Here is an 18,355-nt window from a genome sequence, read left to right on the forward strand (position 1 = left end):
ACACTGACGAAATGGGGGTAGCATCTATCGTCATGAACACAGCGGACCTTGGGCTGCCGGTGGCTGTTCCCTCGACGGCGCTTTTCACGGACCAGTATGAGCTGACCATGCTCCAGGCCGCACTGAAGGCCGGTACGGCCGAACGGCGGAGCGTGTTCGAGGTCTTCACCCGGCGCCTGCCCGACGGGCGCCGCTACGGCGTGGTCGCGGGCACCGGGCGCGTCCTGGACGCGGTGGAGAACTTCCGCTTCGACAACGGCATGCTGGGCTTCCTGAGCGAGCAGAAGATCGTCGACGAGGAGACCCTGAAGTGGCTCGCCGGCTACCGCTTCAGCGGTGACATCTGGGGCTACCCCGAGGGCGAGGTGTACTTCCCCGGCTCGCCGATCATGCGGGTCGAGGGCACCTTCGCCGAGTGCGTGCTGCTGGAGACGGTGATCCTCTCCATCCTCAACCACGACTCCGCGATCGCCGCCGCGGCCTCCCGCATGGCCTCCGCCGCGGGCGACCGGCCGCTGATCGAGATGGGCGCCCGGCGCACCCACGAGCTGGCCGCCGTGGCCGCCTCGCGCGCCGCGTACATCGGCGGCTTCGCCACCACCTCCGACCTGGCGGCCGGCTTCCGCTACGGCATCCCGACCGTCGGCACCTCCGCGCACGCCTTCACCCTGCTGCACGACCACGAGCGGGACGCCTTCCAGGCCCAGGTGAACTCCCTCGGCCGGGGCACGACCCTGCTGGTGGACACGTACGACGTCGCCGAGGCCGTCCGTACGGCGGTGGAGGTGGCCGGGCCGGAGCTGGGCGCGGTCCGCATCGACTCGGGCGACCTGCTGCTCGTGGCCCACCGGGTGCGGGCGCAGCTGGACGAGCTGGGCGCCCGGCACACCAAGATCGTCGTGACCTCGGACCTGGACGAGTACGCCATCGCCTCGCTGGCGGCGGCGCCCGTGGACGCGTACGGCGTCGGCACCCAGCTGGTGACCGGCTCCGGGCACCCGACCTGCTCGATGGTCTACAAGCTGGTCGCCCGCGCCGGCTCCGCCACCCGGAACGCTCCGCTGATCCCGGTCGCGAAGAAGGCCACCGGCGGCAAGACCTCCATCGGGGGCCGCAAGTGGGCGGCCCGCCGGCTGGACGCGGACGGGGTCGCGGAGGCCGAGGTCGTCGGCACCGGCGCCGTACCGGCCGGGCTGGCGGACCGGCAGCTGCTGGTGGAGCTGGTCAAGGGGGGCGAGGTGGTCACCCGGGAACCCCTGGACGTCCCACGGCAGCGCCACATCGCGGCCCGGGCGAATCTGCCGCTGTCCGCTACACAGCTCTCGCGCGGGGAACCCGTCCTCCCGACGGAGTACGTCCACGTGCCCTCGGGTAGCTAAAGCGGGTCGCCACCCACCGCTCACGCCGTCTCCCGCCCCGGCCCAGAAGTCTCTAGGCTCAGTAGTTCCATCCTCAGTCGAAGGACACCCATCATGCGCCGCGCCTTGATCGTCGTAGATGTGCAGAACGACTTCTGCGAGGGGGGCAGCCTCGCGGTGAGCGGCGGTGCGGACGTGGCCGCCGCGATCACCGAGCTGATCGGGCAGGCGGCCGGCACCGGCTACCGGCACGTGGTGGCCACGCGCGACCTCCACATCGCACCCGGCGGGCACTTCGCCGACAACCCCGACTACGTCCGCTCCTGGCCCGCGCACTGCGTCGCGGGCACGGAGGGCGTCGGCTTCCACCCGAACTTCGCCCCGGCCGTGGCTTCCGGGGCGGTGGACGCGGTGTTCGACAAGGGCGCGTACTCGGCGGCGTACAGCGGTTTCGAGGGCAAGGACGAGAACGAGGTCCCGCTCGCCGAATGGCTGCACGAGCGGGGGATCACCGAGGTGGACGTCGTGGGCATCGCCACCGACCACTGCGTACGCGCCACCGCGCTGGACGCCGCGCGAGAGGGCTTCCGCACCCAGGTCCTGCTGGACCTCACGGCGGGGGTCGCCCCCGAGACGACGGAGCGGGCCCTGGAGGAGCTGCGAGGAGCGGGCGTCGAACTCACCGGCAAGCCGGTGGTGAGCGGCTAGGACAGGGCCTGGGAAGCCCCTTCCGGCACGCCTCTCCCCCGGCTACGGAACCGCCACTGAGCTGCGGAGCAGCGCTCGGATCGGGCGCCACAGCTCCGTCACCGTGACACCGTTGTCGGGCGCCGTGCGCCATATCAGGCCGTCGGGGTGGTGCAGGACCGCCGTGATCTCGTCCGGTGTCGGTGGGGCGGTGTTGCCGCGCAGGTAGATCGCGCGCAGGCCCAGGTTGCGCAGCCTGGTCAGGGCCCGGGCACGGTTCTGGGCGTGGACGAGCACCCGTACGCCGGTCGAGCCGTCGGCGAGGGGCGGCAGGTTCAGCGCCACCACCATCGTGCCGTTCGGCAGCTTGCAGAAGCCTCCTGCGGCCATGCGGTCACATCCCCGTTTCGTTCGGTGTCAATAAGCGAGCCACAGGACGCACCTAAACACGATCGGCGGCAACCCGCCAGGGGTTGCCGCCGATACGCTTCTGACCTGCGAAATTACCGCTTAGTTCACCGCGGGGCCGACTTCGAGCTCGATCGTGGAGCCATTCTGGCCCTGCTTGATGATCTTGACCTTGGTGTTGGTGTCAGTGATCTTGACGCCACCGGTCGGGTTGGTCGAGTCCCAGTAGGTGTGGGTGTGGTCGTTGAAGACCGACACACCCTTGCGCGCCGGGATGGTGGTCGCGACATCGGCCTTGTGCAGCGTGAGCGCGTCCGTGTCCTGAAGGCTGAACGGCGAGTCGAAGGCCTGCATGCGGTTGCGCAGCAGCGTGCCGTCGGCCCACTTCAGCGCCTTCGCGTGGGCGTCCACCGGCAGGATCAGACCCGTGCCCGGGTGGTCCTTGGTGTTGTCGTCCGCCTGGGAGGTGTCCCACTTCCAGATGAGCAGGCCGGGCTGGTACGAGTAGTGCTCCACCCACTCCGGACGGGTCGTCGAGAAACCGTAGTTGTACGGGCCGACCTTCAACGTCTTGTCGTACGACGCGTACTGGCGGTTCTCGGCGATGTAGTACTGCTTGTAGTCCTTGGTGAAGGACGCGCCGATGCGGGAGAAGCCGCTCGCGGTCCAGGCGGCGTCCGCCGACTCGGCGTTGTCGGAGAAGACGGTCGAGCCGTCCGCCGTCAGCGTGATCTCGTCCGCCGCGAAGCCCTTCAGGGCCACGCCGCCGTCGCTCTGGTAGCGGAAGCGGATGTCGATCTTCTTGCCCGCGTAGGCGTCCAGCGAGTACGACAGCTTCTTGTAGCCGTCGACCGAGCCGGTGAGGACCGGCTTGCCCGAGCCGTCACGCGGGATGGCCTGGCCGTCGACCGTGCCGTCCAGGGCGGTCCAGTTGGCGCCGCCGTCGGTCGACACCTCGGTGTAGAGGTAGTCGTAGTCCTTCTCGATGTCGTACCAGCCGTCCAGGCCCAGGGTGGCCGAGGACTTGCCGGTCAGGTCGACAGAACGAGTCAGCGTGTTCTTGAGGTTGTCACCGCTGCCGCTCCACCACTGGGTGGCGCCCTCGGCCGGGGTGACGATCTCGGTCTTGACCGCCTTGTCGGGCAGGTTGATCACCAGCGCCTGGCGGTACTTGGTGTTGTACTCGGCCAGACCCAGCTTGTGCCAGGACTTGATGCCGGCCTTGGCGGTGTCGAAGTTCAGCCAGCCCAGCTGGAGCTTGTCCCAGGCGTTGAAGTCGCCGGGCAGGTTGCCGATGGACTCCTTGCCGGTGCCGAGCCAGGAACCGGAGGACATCAGCGTCCAGAAGCCGGTGGAGTTGTCGCCGCCGTTGGTGTCGTACTCGTCCGGCAGGCCCAGGTCGTGGCCGTACTCGTGGGCGAAGACGCCGAGGCCGCCGTTCTCCGGCTGGATGGTGTAGTCGCCGACCCAGACGCCGGTGTTGCCGACCTGCGCGCCGCCCAGCTTGTTGTTGTCGGGGCCGGTGGCGCCGGCGTCGGTGCCGAAGGCGTACCAGCGGTGGGCCCAGATCGCGTCCTTGCCCTGGGCGCCGCCGCCCGCGGACTCGTCCTCACCGGCGTGCACGATCTGGAAGTGGTCGACGTAGCCGTCGGGCTCGTTGAAGTTGCCGTCGCCGTCGTAGTCGTTGCGGTCCCACTGGTCGTACTTGGCCAGGTCCGCCTTGATGTCGGCGTCGGACTTGCCGGCCGCCTTCTGCTTGGCGACCCAGGCGTTCAGGCCGTCGCTGACGACGTTCCACACGCTCGGGCAGTTGGTGGAGCCGCAGGCGTTGTTGCCGTAACGGGCCTCGTTGTAGGGGACCTTGACCCAGTCCGTGACCTCGCCGTCGACCGAGTAGCGGCCCGAGGACTGCTTCTCGTAGTACTTCTTCAGCGACTGCGTCTTGCTGCCGGTGCCGAAGTAGAGGTCCTGGTAGTGCTTCTGGTTGTAGTCCGCCTGCCAGGCGGTGCTGTTGTTCTTGGCGCGGTCCGGCGCGGCGATCTGGTTGTGCAGCGGGCCGGGGGTGCCGCCGTACTTGGGATCGGTCTGGTCGCCGAACTCCACCAGGATCGTGAAGATCTTGTCGGTCCGCTCGCGGCTCAGCTCGACGTACTTGCTGTCGCCCTTGCGGCCCTTGAGCTGGACCACCTTGGAGCCGTTGCGCTCCTGCGCCTTGGCCTTGCCCGATATGAGCTGGTTCAGCGCCTCCTGGCGCTGGGCCCGCTGGGTCTTGCTCATCGGACCGTCGAGGTCGTCCGACTTCTGCTTCACCGTGGCCGGGTCGTGCCGGTTCTCGGCTGCGGACCGGGCGGTGGTGCTCGCCTCCGCGACGGCAAAGGTCGCGAAGCCGGCGGAGGCCGCGGCGAGCGCCACACCGATCGCGGCAGCTCTGAACGTCCAGGTTCTACTGATCACTTGAGATCCTCCCCCGCGCCGCGCGCACGGACAGGGGGTCCTGGTCAATGGAGGGTCCGCGCACGCACGAACAGCGCGTGTTCAAGTGACGTCATTTGACTAGAGGTTTAGAAGAAAAGACAGACCTTGACTTGAGCAGGACAAGTGCACTATGCGGAGGTGAAGTTCGTTTTACGAACAACCTTGTGTCTCGCTCAACGGGCGCAGGAGTCCGGCCGCCCGGCGGACCCGATGACTCAGTGCGCCCCCCATGCACCTGTACCGTGGGTTAGGTCACGCTTACCGGGCGTCCGGCTCGGGCATGCACGCGAAGAAGAGTCCATTGGCACCCGCCCCCCGCAACTGCCGAAATCTTCCGAGGACACGATTGCCATGCCTCGTCCGACCGCCGCACAGCTCGCCTACGGTTCGTGCACCGTGATCTTCTCGACGCTCGCCATGCTGCTGCTGTCCCAGACGAGTTCAGCCCTCGGCATCACCGTCATCGCCCTCGCCGCGCTCGCGCTGGGGCTACTGGTCGCCATGACGGCATCGCTGCCGAGAACCCGCACGGCCGAAGCGCCGACGGAGGCCCCGGCCGGTGAGGAACGGGTCCCGACGACGCTCTGACCGAACCCCCCTTCGCGTCAGCTGAGGATGATCAACTGGTGCTGACCACCACCGTCTTGGCCGCCTTGTCGTGCAGGCCCTGCTTGTACGGCTTGTCGAAATAGCTCCAGCCGCCCGAGATCGCGGTCCAGATGCATGCGCAGCAGAAGGCGAACGGCACCCACAGCACCAGGGCGCGGATCAGCGAGGTCTGCACGGAGGGGGTGGCGCCGTTGTCCAGGTTGGCCACCCGCATGCTGAGCCACTTCTTGCCCAGGGTCTGGCCCGTCTTGGCGATCATGATGGTGTCGTAGCCGACATAGAGGACGGCCGCGGTGAAGGACTGCGCGACCGATCTGCCGACCTCGACGCGGTCGCCGTTCACCGTGTACTCGCGGACCCCGAACGCCCAGGTGAGCAGCCAGACGACGATGCCGACGAGGATCATGTCGATGATGCGCGCGAGGGTGCGCTTGCCGCTGTCGGCGAGCGGGGGCATCCCGGCGAGGGGGTCGGTGGGATAGCCGCCGGTGCCGTAGGGGCCGCCGCCGTAGGGGGGTTGGCCTTCGCCATAGGGGGGTTGGCCTTCGCCATAGGGCGGCTGACCGCCGTACGGGGGCTGGGCGCCGCCGGGGGGCGGGGGCTGCTGGCCGCCGTACGGTGGCTGGCCGCCGGCGGGGGGCGTGTCGTACGGCGAGCCCGACCCCTGGTCCGACGGGGGCCGCTTCTTGAACGGGTCGTCTTCCGGAGGCTGCGGTCCGGAGCCGGGGGGCGGTTCGCTGCTCATGGCCCGAGTGGATCGCGAACCCCTCGGCTCCGCACGCCGCGGACGGCCGTACGGGTGTACGGCCGCCCGTCGCCTCAGTCCGCGACGAAGGTGTGGGCCGCCTTGTCGTGCCAGCACTGGCGCCAGGGCCGGTCGAACAGGCACCACAGGACACCGATGAGCCCGATGCCGAGCAGGCCTGGGACGACGTACACCAACCAGCGGCGCAGGGCGCGGCCGAAGGTCGGGGGCTCGTGCCCCTCGATGTCCCGCACCTCCAGACCGCACAGCTTCTTGCCCAGGGTGCGGCCCCACTTGGCGGTGGGCAGCGCCTCGTACAGGACGCCGAACACGAGGAGGACGGCGAGCACGATGCCGAGGCCGGCGCCGGTCGTGCCGTCGAGCAGCCAGACGGTGACGGTACGGCCGGACAGCTTGGCCTGGTCGATCTTGTCCTGGATGTGGTCGGCGGCCCTGATGCCGAGCGGGACCGCGGCGGCGGCGGTCACGGCGCCGACGACCAGGGTGTCGATCAGCCGGGCGGCGAGCCGCTTGCCCAGTCCGGCCGGGCGGGCGGCGGCCTGCCGGCGCGCGGCGGCCTGGAACACATCCTCCACCGGCGGCTTCCACGGAGCCACCGGCTGCTCGTCCCCGGCACCGGCCAGCTGGTGCACCTGCTGCGCCCACGAGGCCTGACCACCACCGGGGCCGCTGGTCACCGGGGTGACGGGGGCGGCACCTTGCGGCGGCACGGACTGCGCCGGGGTGGCCTGCGGGGGCACGCCCGGCTGAGGCCCGCTGGACTGAGGCCCGTTCGGCTGAGGGCCGAGGTGCTGGGGTCCGCCCTGCCGCGGCCCTCCCTGCTGGGGCACCGAGGGGGCCACGGCGGCCTGGTGAGCCTGCGCGGCAGCTACCTGCGCGGCTGAGGTGGGCGCCCCCACCGGCCCCTGGGCCCCGACCCCGGACGCGCCGGAACCCTGGGCCTGCGCCGGCACGGAGGCCTGACCCTGCAGGCCGGCGCCCGGTTCCACCTTGCGGAAGGTCATCGTGCCGTCGTCCGGCGGGGACGCCGGGCCGGGGGTGGGGCGGCGGAAGACGAACGTGCCGCCGGTGTCGGGGGTGGCGCCCTCCTCCGCGGCCGGAGTGTCCGCGGGGATACGCGGGTCCGTACCCCAAGGGGCCTGGGCCTGGGCCTGGTTGGCGGAGGCCCGGGAGCCCGGAGTCTCCTGCCCGAAGGGTCCGGGCTCCGGCTGCGGGTCCTCGTCGAAGAAGTGCGGACCCGTCTCCTCCACTGCCGGCACCGCGGGGCGGACGCCGGGCGGCGGGGTGAGCAACTCGCCGTCCTTCGGCGCGGGCCGGCTGGTGCCGGGCACCCAGGAGGCGCCGTTCCAGTACCGGACGTAGCCGGGGATGGACGGATCCGGGTAGTAGCCCTCGCGGGGCCTGTCGTCACCTGGGGCCGGGGTTGGGGCGCTCATGTCCGTCGTCCCGTATCTGCTCGGGGGTGGGATGGGGGCCTCCACATCTATCAGACCGGGGCATGCCACGGCGCCAGTCCCGCCGGACCGACTCCTTTCCGGGCAACGCCGCGCGCGGCTCTCACAGGTCCGCGGAAAAAATTTCTCCGAACCCGCGTAATGCCCGCGCCCCTGCCCCCTCTCTCCTGGCACGGGCCCACCCGAGGCGGCCCCGAACGGAAAGGAACGCAGGTCATGCATCACACCGTGGTGGAGCGGGAGCTGGAGCTGAAGCTCATCCTGTCGCCGGAGCACAGCATCCCGGTCCCGGCGCTGCTCAGCTACCGCTCCGACGACCCGTACGCCGTCCACATCACCTTCCACATCAACTCCGAGCACCCCGTCAACTGGACGTTCGCCCGCGAACTCCTGCTGGAGGGCGTGTTCCGGCCGTGCGGGCACGGGGACGTGCGGGTGTGGCCGGCCAAGGCCGAGGGCCGCAGCGTCGTGCTGATGGCGCTCGGTTCGCCCGACGGCGACGCCCTGCTGGAGGCGCCGACCCCCCAGGTGTCGGCCTGGCTGGAGCGGACGCTGCGGGTGGTGCCCCCGGGGACCGAGGGCGGGCAGCTGGGCATCGACGACGCGCTCGACCAGCTGCTCGCCCAGTGAGGGCCGGAAGGGAGAAGGCGAAGGAGTCGGTAGAGAGGGAGTCAGAAGAGCTTGCCGGGGTTGGGAGCTGCTGGAGTTTGGCTGAGTCCGAGTGAGTTCTGGCATGCATGAGTGAGTGCCGGTGGTCCCGTGTTGCGGCGCGTGAATCTCCGGAAGGGGACAGAGGTTCCTGCGTCGAATGTGTGACCTTTCCGGGTGGTGGTCGTTGGAGGTGATGAAAGGATCTTCGGCGCCGGTGCGGGGGTGAGGGGTGGGCGGGCTGCGGGAGCTGGCTGCGCCGTTCGTGGTGCCCGGCCCGGCGGGGGTGGCCATCCGGACCCGGCTGCGTGTCTCGGCGACGGATGCTGCGGTGCTTCGCGAGGTCGGAGCGTTCCTCGGCTCCCTGGCCGCCGCGGATCTCGCAGTGCGGTGCAGGCAGGGCCTGGTCCATGATGCGACTGGTTGGGCGGCGCGGAAGCGGGGGCTGACGGAGGTCTCGTCGGCCCGCTGGGCGGGCAGCATCACCAAGGCCACCCACGACCAGTGGGCGCTCGCCCGGCGCGGGCAGGCAGCGGAGATGGTCTGGCTGCGCGGGCAGATCACGTCGATCGGGGCCCGCCTGGCCCGGCCTCTGGGCGCCAAGGCCGACAAACGTGCAGGGCTGCCGCGCGGCTACGGCTCGCGGACGGAGTGGCATGCCAAATCCCGGCGCCTGCACGTACTCAAGGACCGGCTGGCGGGGCTGGAGGCGGACTGGGCGGCAGGCCGGGTGCACGTGGTGCGCGGCGGCAAAGCCCTTGCCCGCCTGCGTCACAACCTCGCTACCTCGGGGCTGAACCAGGAGGCGTGGCGACAGCGGTGGCAGGCGGCGCGGATGTTCCTGGCCGCCGACGGGGAGTCCGGCAAACGCCTGGGCAACGAGACCATCCGCATCACCACCAACGGGCACATCTCGATCAGACTCCCCGCCGCCCTGGCCCACCTCGCCAATGCCCCGCACGGCCGGTATGTGCTGGACGCGGTGGTGGAGTTCAAGCACCGGGCCGGGGAGTGGCTGGACCGGATCACCGCCGACCGGGCGGTGGCCTACCGCATCCACCACGACACTGTGCGAGGCCGCTGGTATGTCACCGCCTCATGGCAGCGCATCCCCGTTCCCGTGCTGCCGCTGGGGGCGGCCCTGGCCCGGGGTGTGGTGGCGGTGGACATGAACGACGACCACCTCGCCGCCTGGCACCTCGATGTGCACGGCAACCCGGTCGGCGAACCCCGGCGCTTCTTCTACGACCTGTCCGGCACCGCATCGCACCGCGACGCGCAGATCCGGCACGCCCTGACCCGGCTGCTGCACCACACCCGCCACAGTGGGGCCATGGCGGTCGCGATCGAGGACCTCGACTTCACCGACGGCACATCCCGGGAGAAGCACGGCCGCAACAAGCGCTTCCGCCACCTCATCTCCCGTTTCCCCACCGCCAGGTTGAAGGCCCGGCTGGTGGCGATGGCCGCCGAGCAGGACATCGCCGTCGTCGCGGTCGACCCCGCCTACACCAGCCGCTGGGGAGCCCAGCACTGGCAACGGCCCCTGACCACCAAGACCCGTACAACCACTCGTCACGACGCTGCGGCCGTGGCGATCGGACGACGCGCCCTCGGGCACCCGATCCGGCGACGGACGGCACCACCCCGTACCCACCAGAGCGATGGGCACGGGCATCGGACCGTCCAGGCCGGACCAGGCGCCCCGGAGCGTGAGGGACCCCGCCCCCGCATTCCCGGACCACGCACCAGATGCGTGCCGCCCGGACGCGGAGCGAAAGCGGGCGACCAGCGTGCCCAAAACCGTTCGGGGCACGCGGCTGAGCACGAGTCCTGGCACCAGGACTCACTCCCACTCAGCCTTTAGGAACGGTTTGTTCGGTACGTCCCCCAGCCCCCGCAGCGCCGCCTGCGCCACAGGCACCCGCAGCGGCGAGAAGTACGGGTTGATCCGCAGCGCCTCCTGAAGATGCCGGCGCGCGGGTGCCGTCCGGTCCAGGCCCTTCTCGATCATCCCGCGGTGGAACGCGTGGAGGGCGCTGCGCACCCCGCCGCCCTTCTCCTTGTCCGTCGCGGCCGAGGCGTACTTCAGCGCCGCCTCGTCGTCACCGACCTTGTGCAGCGCCCAGCCGAGCGCGTCGGCCACCTCGATGCCCGGCTGGCGCCGCCACTCCGCCTGCAACCGGTCCACCGCCTCCTCGGCCTTCCCGTGGTCCGCCTCGAACCGCCCGACCAGCAGCTCCTCGTCGACCCCGGCCGCCACCGCCTGCCGGACCAGTTCCTGCATCCGGTCGTACTGCTCCCAGGCGGGCCGGGCCATGCCCAGCGACTCGTACAACTCGCCCAGCTCCAGGGCGATTTCGGGGCTCGGCTGCTTCGCCAGGGCCCGCTGGTACGCGGTCAGCGCCTCGGTCGTACGGTCCAGCGCGGCCAGCGCCCGCCCCTGCCCGGCGTACGCCGCCCGCTGGTCGGGGTCGAGACGTACGGCCGCCTCGAAGTGCCGCAGCGCGTCCTCCCGGTCGCCCCGCTCCCAGGCCAGCTGCCCCACCCCGGTGAGATACGCGGCCTGCTCGGCGGGCGTACGGGCGGCTGCCGCCGCCTCGGTCAGCTGGGCCACCGCGTCCTCGCGCCAGCCCCGGTCCCGGTACGCCGCCGAGGCCCGCGCCATCACCGCGGGCCGGGCCGCCGCTCCGGGGTGCAGGGCCAGCAGCTTGTCCAGGATCTGCTGGGCCGCCTTGTAGTCGTTGAGCCCGGTGTAGGCGTCGAGCAGCGGCGGATACGCCGTCCACTGCTTCGGGGCCAGCTTCAGCGCCTGCTCGCCGTACTGTTTCGCCGTCGGGAAGTCCCGGCGCGCGTTCGCCAGCGCGGCCAGCCCGTCCAGGGCCGCCGTGTCTTTGTCGCCGGCCAGCTGCGAGGCCTTGCGCAGGGCCTGCTCGGCCTTCGGATAATCCTCCGCGCCGGCCGTCCGGCGCCCCCGCTCCACGTAGGCGGACCCCAGCACCGCCCACGCCCGCGCGTCCTGCGGCCGGGCCCGCACCCTGCTCTCCTGCCGTCCGATGAGCGCCGTCACCTCGGGCAGCGCGGCCGGCACCCCGGAGGTGACCGCCGCCAGCGTCAGCTCCTGCGCCCGCGCCCGCGCCTGGGGACCGGCAGCGGGCGGCTTCGCCCGGCGCGGCCCGTGCGACGGCAGCACCAGCAGCGCGCCCACCGTGGCCCCGCCCGCCACCGCGGTGACCAGCGTGGCGACCAGCAGCCGCCGCGGCCACCGGCGGCGACGCTGCGGCGCGGGCGGCTCGGCCATCAGGGACGTGCCCGGCGCGGACGGCCCGTTCGGTCGGTTCTCCATGCCGCTCACTGTGCGTCGTACGACCCGTCGATACGACGAGCGCGGCCGGGTGGCCCAAAGGCGCGGTCGGCGGGTTCACACCGATGGCCCCGGGTGCGACGCTGTGATCATGAGCCGTATCGAAGCGCCCAGCGAACAGGCGACCGGTAGTCTCACCGACCGGCTCCTGACCGGCCTGCCCGCCGAGGCCGTCCTCACCGATCCCGACGTCACCGCCTCCTACGCCAACGACATGGCCAGCTTCTGCCCGGCCGGCGCCCCGGCCGTGGTCGTGCTGCCGCGCACGGTCGAACAGGTGCAGCACGTCCTGCGCACCGCCACCGAACTGCGCGTGCCGGTCGTCCCGCAGGGCGCCCGCACCGGCCTGTCCGGCGGCGCCAACGCCACCGACGGCTGCATCGTGCTGTCCCTCACCAAGATGGACCGCATCCTGGAGATCAGCCCCGTCGACCGGATCGCCGTGGTCGAACCGGGCGTCGTCAACGCCGCCCTCTCCCGCGCCGTCGAGGAACACGGCCTGTACTACCCGCCGGACCCCTCCAGCTGGGAGACCTGCACCATCGGCGGCAACATCGGCACGGCCTCCGGCGGCCTGTGCTGCGTCAAGTACGGAGTGACCGCCGAGTACGTGCTCGGACTCGACGTCGTCCTCGCCGACGGCCGCCTGATGTCCACCGGCCGCCGCACCGCGAAGGGCGTCGCGGGCTACGACCTCACCCGCCTGTTCGTGGGCTCCGAGGGCTCGCTCGGCATCGTGGTGCGCGCCGTCCTCGCCCTGAAGCCCAAGCCGCCCCAGCAGCTCGTGCTGGCCGCCGAGTTCGCCTCCGCCGCCGACGCCTGCGCCGCGGTCTGCCGGATCATGGAGGGCGGCCATGTGCCGTCCCTCCTCGAACTGATGGACCGTACGACCGTCAAGGCCGTCAACGACCTCGCCCACATGGGGCTGCCCGAGACCACCGAGGCCCTGCTGCTGGCCGCCTTCGACACCCCGGACCCGGCCGCCGACCTCGCCGCGGTGGGCGCGCTGTGCGATGCCGCCGGCGCCACCCAGGTCGTCCCCGCCGAGGACGCCGCCGAGTCCGAACTCCTCCTCCAGGCCCGGCGGCTCTCGCTGACCGCGCTGGAGGCGGTCAAGGGCACGACGATGATCGACGACAGTTGCTCTATGGCACGAGCCGTCCGACCTGCGACGATGATTGATGACGTCTGTGTTGCCCGGTCCAAGCTCGGCGAGTTCATCGACGGCGTTGCGAAGATCGCCGACGAGCTCAACCTCACGATCGGCGTCGTCGCGCACGCGGGGGACGGCAACACCCATCCGACCGTGTGCTTCGACGCGAACGACGAGGACGAGTCGCGGCGCGCTCGGGAGTCCTTCGACAAGATCATGGCTCTCGGCCTGGAGCTCGGCGGGACGATCACGGGGGAGCACGGAGTCGGGCTGCTGAAGAAGGACTGGCTCGCTCGGGAGGTGGGGCCGGTGTCGTTGGAGATGCACCGCGGCATCAAGGCCGTGTTTGACCCTCTGGGCATTCTCAACCCGGGCAAGGTCTTCTGACGATCGTTCTCGCGTGTTGGCCCGTGTGAGGGCGTGCGTGATGCTCGCCCCGGAATTCTCTATGCGATGGAGCATCTGGGGCGAGCGGTGGTGGCGTTCGTGCAGACCCCTGCCCCCGCAGACCCCCTGAGACCTCTTGGGCGCGGGCCGGAGACGCGGGCTAGGGTCTTTCGTTTGGATCAGGCCGGATCAGGGAGCGGGGCCTGGTGCGTGCATCTGCAAGGCGGAGGAGGGAGTCAACGATGGGGGTCCCCCCGCGCGAGCGAAGCCGAGCGTGGGGGAGTGTTGGCGACTGACGACAACGCCGCTGGGGGTCCCCCCTCTGGGGGAGTGCGTGCCAGGCCCCGCGAGCCCGGCGTGATCCAAACGAGAGGCCCTAGAGGTTGCCGCGCTTCTCCTGCTCGCGCTCGATCGCCTCGAACAGGGCCTTGAAGTTGCCCTTGCCGAAGCCCATGGAGCCGTGCCGCTCGATGAGTTCGAAGAACACGGTCGGGCGGTCCTGGACCGGCTTGGTGAAGATCTGCAGCAGGTAGCCGTCCTCGTCGCGGTCGGCGAGGATCTTCAGCTCGCGCAGGGTGTCGATGGGCACGCGGGTCTCGCCCACCCATTCGCCGAGGGTGTCGTAGTAGCTGTCGGGGGTGTCGAGGAACTCGACGCCGGCCGCGCGCATGGTACGTACCGTCTGGACGATGTCGTTGGTGTTCAGCGCGATGTGCTGGACGCCGGCGCCGCCGTAGAACTCCAGGTACTCGTCGATCTGGGACTTCTTCTTGGCGATCGCGGGCTCGTTGATCGGGAACTTGACCTTGCGGGTGCCGTCGGCGACCACCTTCGACATCAGGGCGCTGTACTCGGTGGCGATGTCGTCGCCCACGAACTCCTTCATGTTCGTGAAGCCCATGACCTTGTTGTAGAACGCCACCCACTCGTTCATGTGGCCGAGTTCGACGTTGCCGACGCAGTGGTCGATGGCCTGGAAGGTGCGCTGGGCGGGGGGTTCGACCATCGGGGCCGTGGCGACGAAGCCGGGCAGGTACGGGCCCTCGTAGCCGGTGCGCTCGACCAGGGTGTGGCGGGTCTCGCCGTAGGTGGCGATCGCGGCGAGGACGACGGTGCCGTGCTCGTCCTTCACCTCGTACGGCTCGGTGACCGGCCGGGCGCCGTGCTCGACGGCGTAGGCGAAGGCGCGGCGCGCGTCCGGGACCTCGATGGCCAGGTCGATGACGCCGTCGCCGTGCTCGGCGACGTGCCGGGCCAGGAAGTGGCCCCAGTCGGTGCTGGGCTTGATCACCGAGGTGAGGACGAACCGGGCGGAGCCGTTCTCCAGCACGTAGCTGGCGGTCTCGCGGCTGCCGTTCTCCGGTCCGGAGTAGGCGACCAGCCGCATGCCGAAGGCGGTCGAGTAGTAGTGCGCCGCCTGCTTGGCGTTGCCCACGGCGAAGACGACCGCGTCCATTCCCTTGACCGGGAAGGGGTCGGCCGCCCGGGTGGTGTCGGGAGTGTGGTGTGTGGTCTGCGTCATAAGCGAAGCGTGGACCCGGTCTGCAAGGTGCGCAATAGTGGCCGTAATCGCTGGACAATCTGTTCAGTGATCCAGCCGCTTTGGCGCTTGATCTGTACAGGCTGACCATCTCAGGGGGTCCCGTGGCGATCGATCATCTGGACGGCCGCATCATCGTGCTGCTCGCCCGGGAGCCGCGCATCGGCGTACTGGAGATGTCCCGGCGGCTCGGGGTCGCGCGGGGCACGGTGCAGGCGCGGCTGGACCGGCTTCAGTCGAGCGGAGTCATCCACGGATTCGGCCCGCAGGTGGACCCGGCGGCCCTCGGCTACCCGGTCACCGCATTCGCCACGCTGCAGATCCAGCAGGGCCAAGGGGCCGACGTGCGGGCGCACCTGGTGACCGTGCCGGAGGTGCTGGAGCTGCTGACGACCACCGGTAACGGGGACATGCTGTGCCGCCTGGTGGCCCGCTCGAACGCCGATCTTCAACGGGTGATCGACCTGGTTGTCGGTTTTGACGGCATCGTCCGGGCCTCCACGACGATCGTCATGGAGACCCCCGTTCCGCTGCGGGTCATCCCGCTGGTGGAGCAGGCGGCCCGGGACAACGAAGGGGCGCAGCCGACGACGGGCTGACTTACAAAGAAGTTGTTGCAAAGGACTGCTTGCAAAGAAGTCTTTGCATAGCTATCGTTGTACGCATGACGGAGGAACCACAGCAGCACAAGGTCCGCGAGCTGGACGCCCGTTCACTGAAGGGGCTGGCTCACCCGCTGCGCATGGAGCTGCTCAACGCCCTGCGCCGCGGCGGGCCGGCCACGGCTTCCCAACTCGCCGAGAAACTGGGCGAGTCGAGCGGGGCGACCAGCTACCACCTGCGGCAGCTCGCGGTGTACGGCTTCGTCGAGGACGCCCCCGAGCAGGGCAAGGGGCGCGAGCGCTGGTGGCAGGCGGCCGACCAGGGCCTGAGCATGAGCGACGACCTGATCAGCAGCCCCGACCCGGCGGTGCGCGGCGCGGCCGACTTCTTCCTGCACGAGGCACTGGCCGCCCACCACCGCGAGCTGTCCACCTTCATGGCCACGCGTCAGGACTGGCTCCCGAAGTGGTCCGACGCCTCCGACATGAGCGACATGACGCTCCGGCTCACGCCCGAACTGGCCGCCGAGCTGATCCAGAAGATGCACGCCCTGATCGACGGCTACCGCGACCGCGTCACCGACGCGGACACGCCCGACGCCGAGCAAGTACGCGTCCACACGCACCTGTTCCCCATCGAGACGGACTGAGAGGCACCCTCATGAACGCCACGACCCAGCTCGCCGCGTCCCACATCGCCGACCTGCACACCCAGGCCGCCGCCCACCGTCTCGCCACCGAGGTGAAGCCCCCGGCCGAACTGCGCGCCCGCGTCGGCTGGACCCTGGTGGAACTCGGCCTGCGCCTCGCCTCCACCCCCCGGCCCGTCGCGGCGGTGGCCTAGGGTCTTTCTTCCGGATCAGGCCCGGCTCCAGCCCACCGAGCTTCCCGGCCGACCCGAGCGGGGTCTGGTGCGTGCAGCTGCAAGGCGGAGGAGGGCGGCGACGCGATGGGGGTCCCCCCGCGCGAGCGCATTCGAGCGTGGGGGAGTCGGCAACCGACGACAACGCCGCTGGGGGTCCCCCCTCTGGGGGAGTGCGTGCCGGACCCCGCGACCCCGGCAAGATCCGGAAGACAGGCCCTAACAGCTCGGTACCGAGCCCTTCCCCTTCTCCAGCGCCGCCAGGGAGTTCACCGCGCCCTTCAGCGTGGTGACCGGCACCAGCCGCAGCCCCTTGGGCAGCTCGGCCTTGGCATCGGCGCACTCGGCCTTCGGGACCAGGAAGACGGTCGCCCCGTCCCGCCGGGCGGCCTGCGTCTTGAGGGCGACCCCGCCGACCGCGCCGACCTTGCCTGCCGCGTCGATCGTCCCCGTACCGGCGATGGTGCGGCCACCGGTCAGGTCGCCGCCGCTGCCGTCGCCGTCCAGCTTGTCGATGATCCCCAGGGTGAACAGCAGCCCGGCGCTCGGCCCGCCCACGTCGGCGAGCCTGAGCGAGACCTTCACCTTGTCGGGGCTCAGGTCGAGGTACTTCAGCGCGGCCACGGTCGCGGCGTCCTGGGACTGCCGCATCTGCGCCGCGTTGTGCTTCTCGATCTCCTTCACGCTGTTGCCGCTCGGGTAGACCGAGTCGCGCGGCATGACGGCGCGGTCGGTGCGGAACCAGCCGTCGATCACGTCCCCGAGCGAGACCCGGGTGGTCGGACCGGTCGCCACGATGGTCACCATCCGCAGCTGCCCGCTGGTCCGCCGGACCGGGGCGCCGGAGACGGTGATCACCTCGGTGCCCTTGTTCTTCCCGAGCACGTTCGCCGTCATCCCGGGCTGCGCCACCGAGAACGGCAGCGGCGCGAACGCCGCCGTGGCGAGCAGCGCCGCGACGGGCACGGCGCTGACGGCGATGGCCTGGAGGCGTGTGAGACGTGAGAGCACGGAATCAATCTAACGACAACGTGCGAACACTGCGGACCGAGGCCTCCCTCCCACCGCGCTGCGGGCACCCCACAAGCGCGGGCAGGCGAAGCCGGCCGGCGCCAACGCCGGGTGCCTTGTCAGCGCAGGGCCTCCGCGACTTCCTTGGCCGCCTCCACCACCCTGGCTCCCACCCGCTCCGGCACCGAGTCCGCCAGCATCACCACGCCCACGCTGCCCTCGACCCCCGTCACCCCGACCAGCGGCGCCGCCGCCCCGCTCGCGCCCGCCTCCAGTTCTCCGTGCGTGAGGGTGTAGCCGGGTTCGGCCGACGGGGAGTGCCGGGCCGTGAGGATCGCCCTGCCCGCCGCCCCCCGGTCCAGCGGATGCCGGAAGCCGGCCCGGTACGCCACGTGGTAGTCGGTCCACGTCGGCTCGACGACCGCGACGGCCAGCGCCTCCGCACCGTCGACCAGGGTCAGATGCGCCGTCGCCCCGATGTCCTCGGCGAGCGAGCGCAACGCGGGCAGCGCGGCCTCGCGTACCAGCGGATGCACCTGGCGGCCGAGGCGCAGCACCCCGAGCCCGACCCGGGCTCGCCCGCCCAGGTCACGTCGTACGAGCGCGTGCTGCTCCAGCGTGGCGAGCAACCGGTACACCACGGTCCGGTTCACGCCCAGTTTGGTGGATAGCTCGGTGACGGTCAGCCCGTGGTCCGTGTCGGCCAGCAGCTTGAGGACGCGCAGTCCCCGGTCGAGCGTCTGAGAGGTCTCCGCGGTCACGACGCCCACTCCTTTGGTGGTGAGGTCGGCGGCCTCCAAGCGCGGAATACGTCACCGAGTCCCGTCGGCGACGCGCCTCAGAGGCCGCCGATCGGCAGGACGGCCCGGCGGCTGCGGACCGTGTCGCTTCACGGCTGCGCTCCGCGGCGGCGCTGCCACGGGGCGTGTGCGTAGCGGGACACTAGCGAAGCCGGTTCGCTGAGCGGAAGTCTTCGTCCAGAATCCGGGCAAGGCCGGATCCGGCCTGCCTGCATTCGTCCGGATACGCAC

The 18,355-nt window shown here is 70.8% G+C and carries 17 protein-coding genes; 9 read left to right on the top strand and 8 right to left on the bottom strand.

What is annotated here, in order from left to right; translation table 11 throughout:
* Positions 1–32 precede the first annotated feature (32 nt).
* Positions 33–1,379 carry a nicotinate phosphoribosyltransferase gene (locus tag ACWD35_RS08170; RefSeq protein WP_451350326.1) on the top strand — a complete coding sequence of 449 codons (1,347 nt, stop codon included), beginning with the start codon at positions 33–35 and terminating at the stop codon, positions 1,377–1,379.
* 93 nt (positions 1,380–1,472) lie between these two features.
* Complete coding sequence (locus ACWD35_RS08175; RefSeq protein ID WP_451350327.1) at positions 1,473–2,066, top strand: nicotinamidase; 594 nt, start codon at positions 1,473–1,475, stop codon at positions 2,064–2,066.
* Between the two features lie 42 nt (positions 2,067–2,108).
* On the opposite strand, the gene ACWD35_RS08180 is transcribed toward ACWD35_RS08175, so the two are convergent.
* Positions 2,109–2,435, bottom strand: a complete 327-nt coding sequence (locus ACWD35_RS08180; RefSeq protein ID WP_451350328.1) for a hypothetical protein — start codon at positions 2,433–2,435, stop codon at positions 2,109–2,111.
* Positions 2,436–2,555: 120 nt separating this feature from the next.
* Positions 2,556–4,907, bottom strand: coding sequence for an immune inhibitor A domain-containing protein (locus tag ACWD35_RS08185; protein ID WP_451350329.1), 2,352 nt, complete (start codon positions 4,905–4,907; stop codon positions 2,556–2,558).
* A 372-nt stretch (positions 4,908–5,279) separates the two neighbouring features.
* Between ACWD35_RS08185 and ACWD35_RS08190 the strand changes: the two genes are divergently transcribed.
* Positions 5,280–5,516, top strand: a complete 237-nt coding sequence (locus tag ACWD35_RS08190) for a hypothetical protein (protein WP_451350330.1) — start codon at positions 5,280–5,282, stop codon at positions 5,514–5,516.
* Between the two features lie 31 nt (positions 5,517–5,547).
* Here the strand turns inward: ACWD35_RS08190 and ACWD35_RS08195 are convergent, their stop codons facing one another.
* Complete coding sequence (locus tag ACWD35_RS08195; RefSeq protein WP_451350331.1) at positions 5,548–6,282, bottom strand: RDD family protein; 735 nt, start codon at positions 6,280–6,282, stop codon at positions 5,548–5,550.
* 74 nt (positions 6,283–6,356) lie between these two features.
* Entirely contained in the window at positions 6,357–7,739 is a 1,383-nt protein-coding gene (locus ACWD35_RS08200) for an RDD family protein (RefSeq protein WP_451350332.1), read from the bottom strand.
* A 234-nt stretch (positions 7,740–7,973) separates the two neighbouring features.
* Here ACWD35_RS08200 and ACWD35_RS08205 point away from each other — a divergent pair, with 234 nt between their 5' ends.
* Positions 7,974–8,387, top strand: coding sequence for an SsgA family sporulation/cell division regulator (locus ACWD35_RS08205; protein ID WP_451350333.1), 414 nt, complete (start codon positions 7,974–7,976; stop codon positions 8,385–8,387).
* A 250-nt stretch (positions 8,388–8,637) separates the two neighbouring features.
* Positions 8,638–10,272: an IS200/IS605 family accessory protein TnpB-related protein gene (locus ACWD35_RS08210; RefSeq protein WP_451350334.1), complete on the top strand. Its 1,635-nt coding sequence runs from the start codon at positions 8,638–8,640 to the stop codon at positions 10,270–10,272.
* Here ACWD35_RS08210 and ACWD35_RS08215 read toward each other — a convergent pair.
* Positions 10,252–11,751, bottom strand: a complete 1,500-nt coding sequence (locus tag ACWD35_RS08215) for a tetratricopeptide repeat protein (protein WP_451350335.1) — start codon at positions 11,749–11,751, stop codon at positions 10,252–10,254. The two genes, ACWD35_RS08210 and ACWD35_RS08215, sit on opposite strands and share 21 nt — an antisense overlap.
* A 103-nt stretch (positions 11,752–11,854) precedes the next feature.
* Between ACWD35_RS08215 and ACWD35_RS08220 the strand changes: the two genes are divergently transcribed.
* Complete coding sequence (locus tag ACWD35_RS08220) at positions 11,855–13,309, top strand: FAD-binding oxidoreductase (RefSeq protein ID WP_451350336.1); 1,455 nt, start codon at positions 11,855–11,857, stop codon at positions 13,307–13,309.
* Positions 13,310–13,685: 376 nt separating this feature from the next.
* Here the strand turns inward: ACWD35_RS08220 and hppD are convergent, their stop codons facing one another.
* On the bottom strand, positions 13,686–14,831 hold the full coding sequence (hppD, locus tag ACWD35_RS08225; protein ID WP_451350337.1) for a 4-hydroxyphenylpyruvate dioxygenase: 1,146 nt from the start codon (positions 14,829–14,831) through the stop codon (positions 13,686–13,688).
* 122 nt (positions 14,832–14,953) lie between these two features.
* On the opposite strand from hppD, the gene ACWD35_RS08230 reads away from it, so the two are divergent.
* The 3 genes from ACWD35_RS08230 (at position 14,954) to ACWD35_RS08240 (ending at position 16,295) form a co-directional block, all read left to right on the top strand.
* The gene (locus tag ACWD35_RS08230; RefSeq protein WP_451350338.1) at positions 14,954–15,448 is read left to right on the top strand and encodes an Lrp/AsnC family transcriptional regulator; all 495 of its coding nucleotides are present in this window, start codon (positions 14,954–14,956) and stop codon (positions 15,446–15,448) included.
* A gap of 65 nt (positions 15,449–15,513) precedes the next feature.
* Positions 15,514–16,101 (top strand): ArsR/SmtB family transcription factor, encoded by a 588-nt coding sequence (locus ACWD35_RS08235; RefSeq protein WP_451350339.1) that lies wholly within the window; start codon positions 15,514–15,516, stop codon positions 16,099–16,101.
* 11 nt (positions 16,102–16,112) lie between these two features.
* On the top strand, positions 16,113–16,295 hold the full coding sequence (locus ACWD35_RS08240; RefSeq protein WP_451350340.1) for a hypothetical protein: 183 nt from the start codon (positions 16,113–16,115) through the stop codon (positions 16,293–16,295).
* Between the two features lie 237 nt (positions 16,296–16,532).
* Here the strand turns inward: ACWD35_RS08240 and ACWD35_RS08245 are convergent, their stop codons facing one another.
* Positions 16,533–17,324 (bottom strand): S16 family serine protease, encoded by a 792-nt coding sequence (locus ACWD35_RS08245; RefSeq protein ID WP_451350341.1) that lies wholly within the window; start codon positions 17,322–17,324, stop codon positions 16,533–16,535.
* A 119-nt stretch (positions 17,325–17,443) separates the two neighbouring features.
* Complete coding sequence (locus ACWD35_RS08250; protein WP_451350342.1) at positions 17,444–18,085, bottom strand: IclR family transcriptional regulator; 642 nt, start codon at positions 18,083–18,085, stop codon at positions 17,444–17,446.
* Positions 18,086–18,355 lie beyond the last annotated feature (270 nt).

The sequence above is a fragment of the Streptomyces sp. NPDC002671 genome (genome assembly GCF_053592475.1).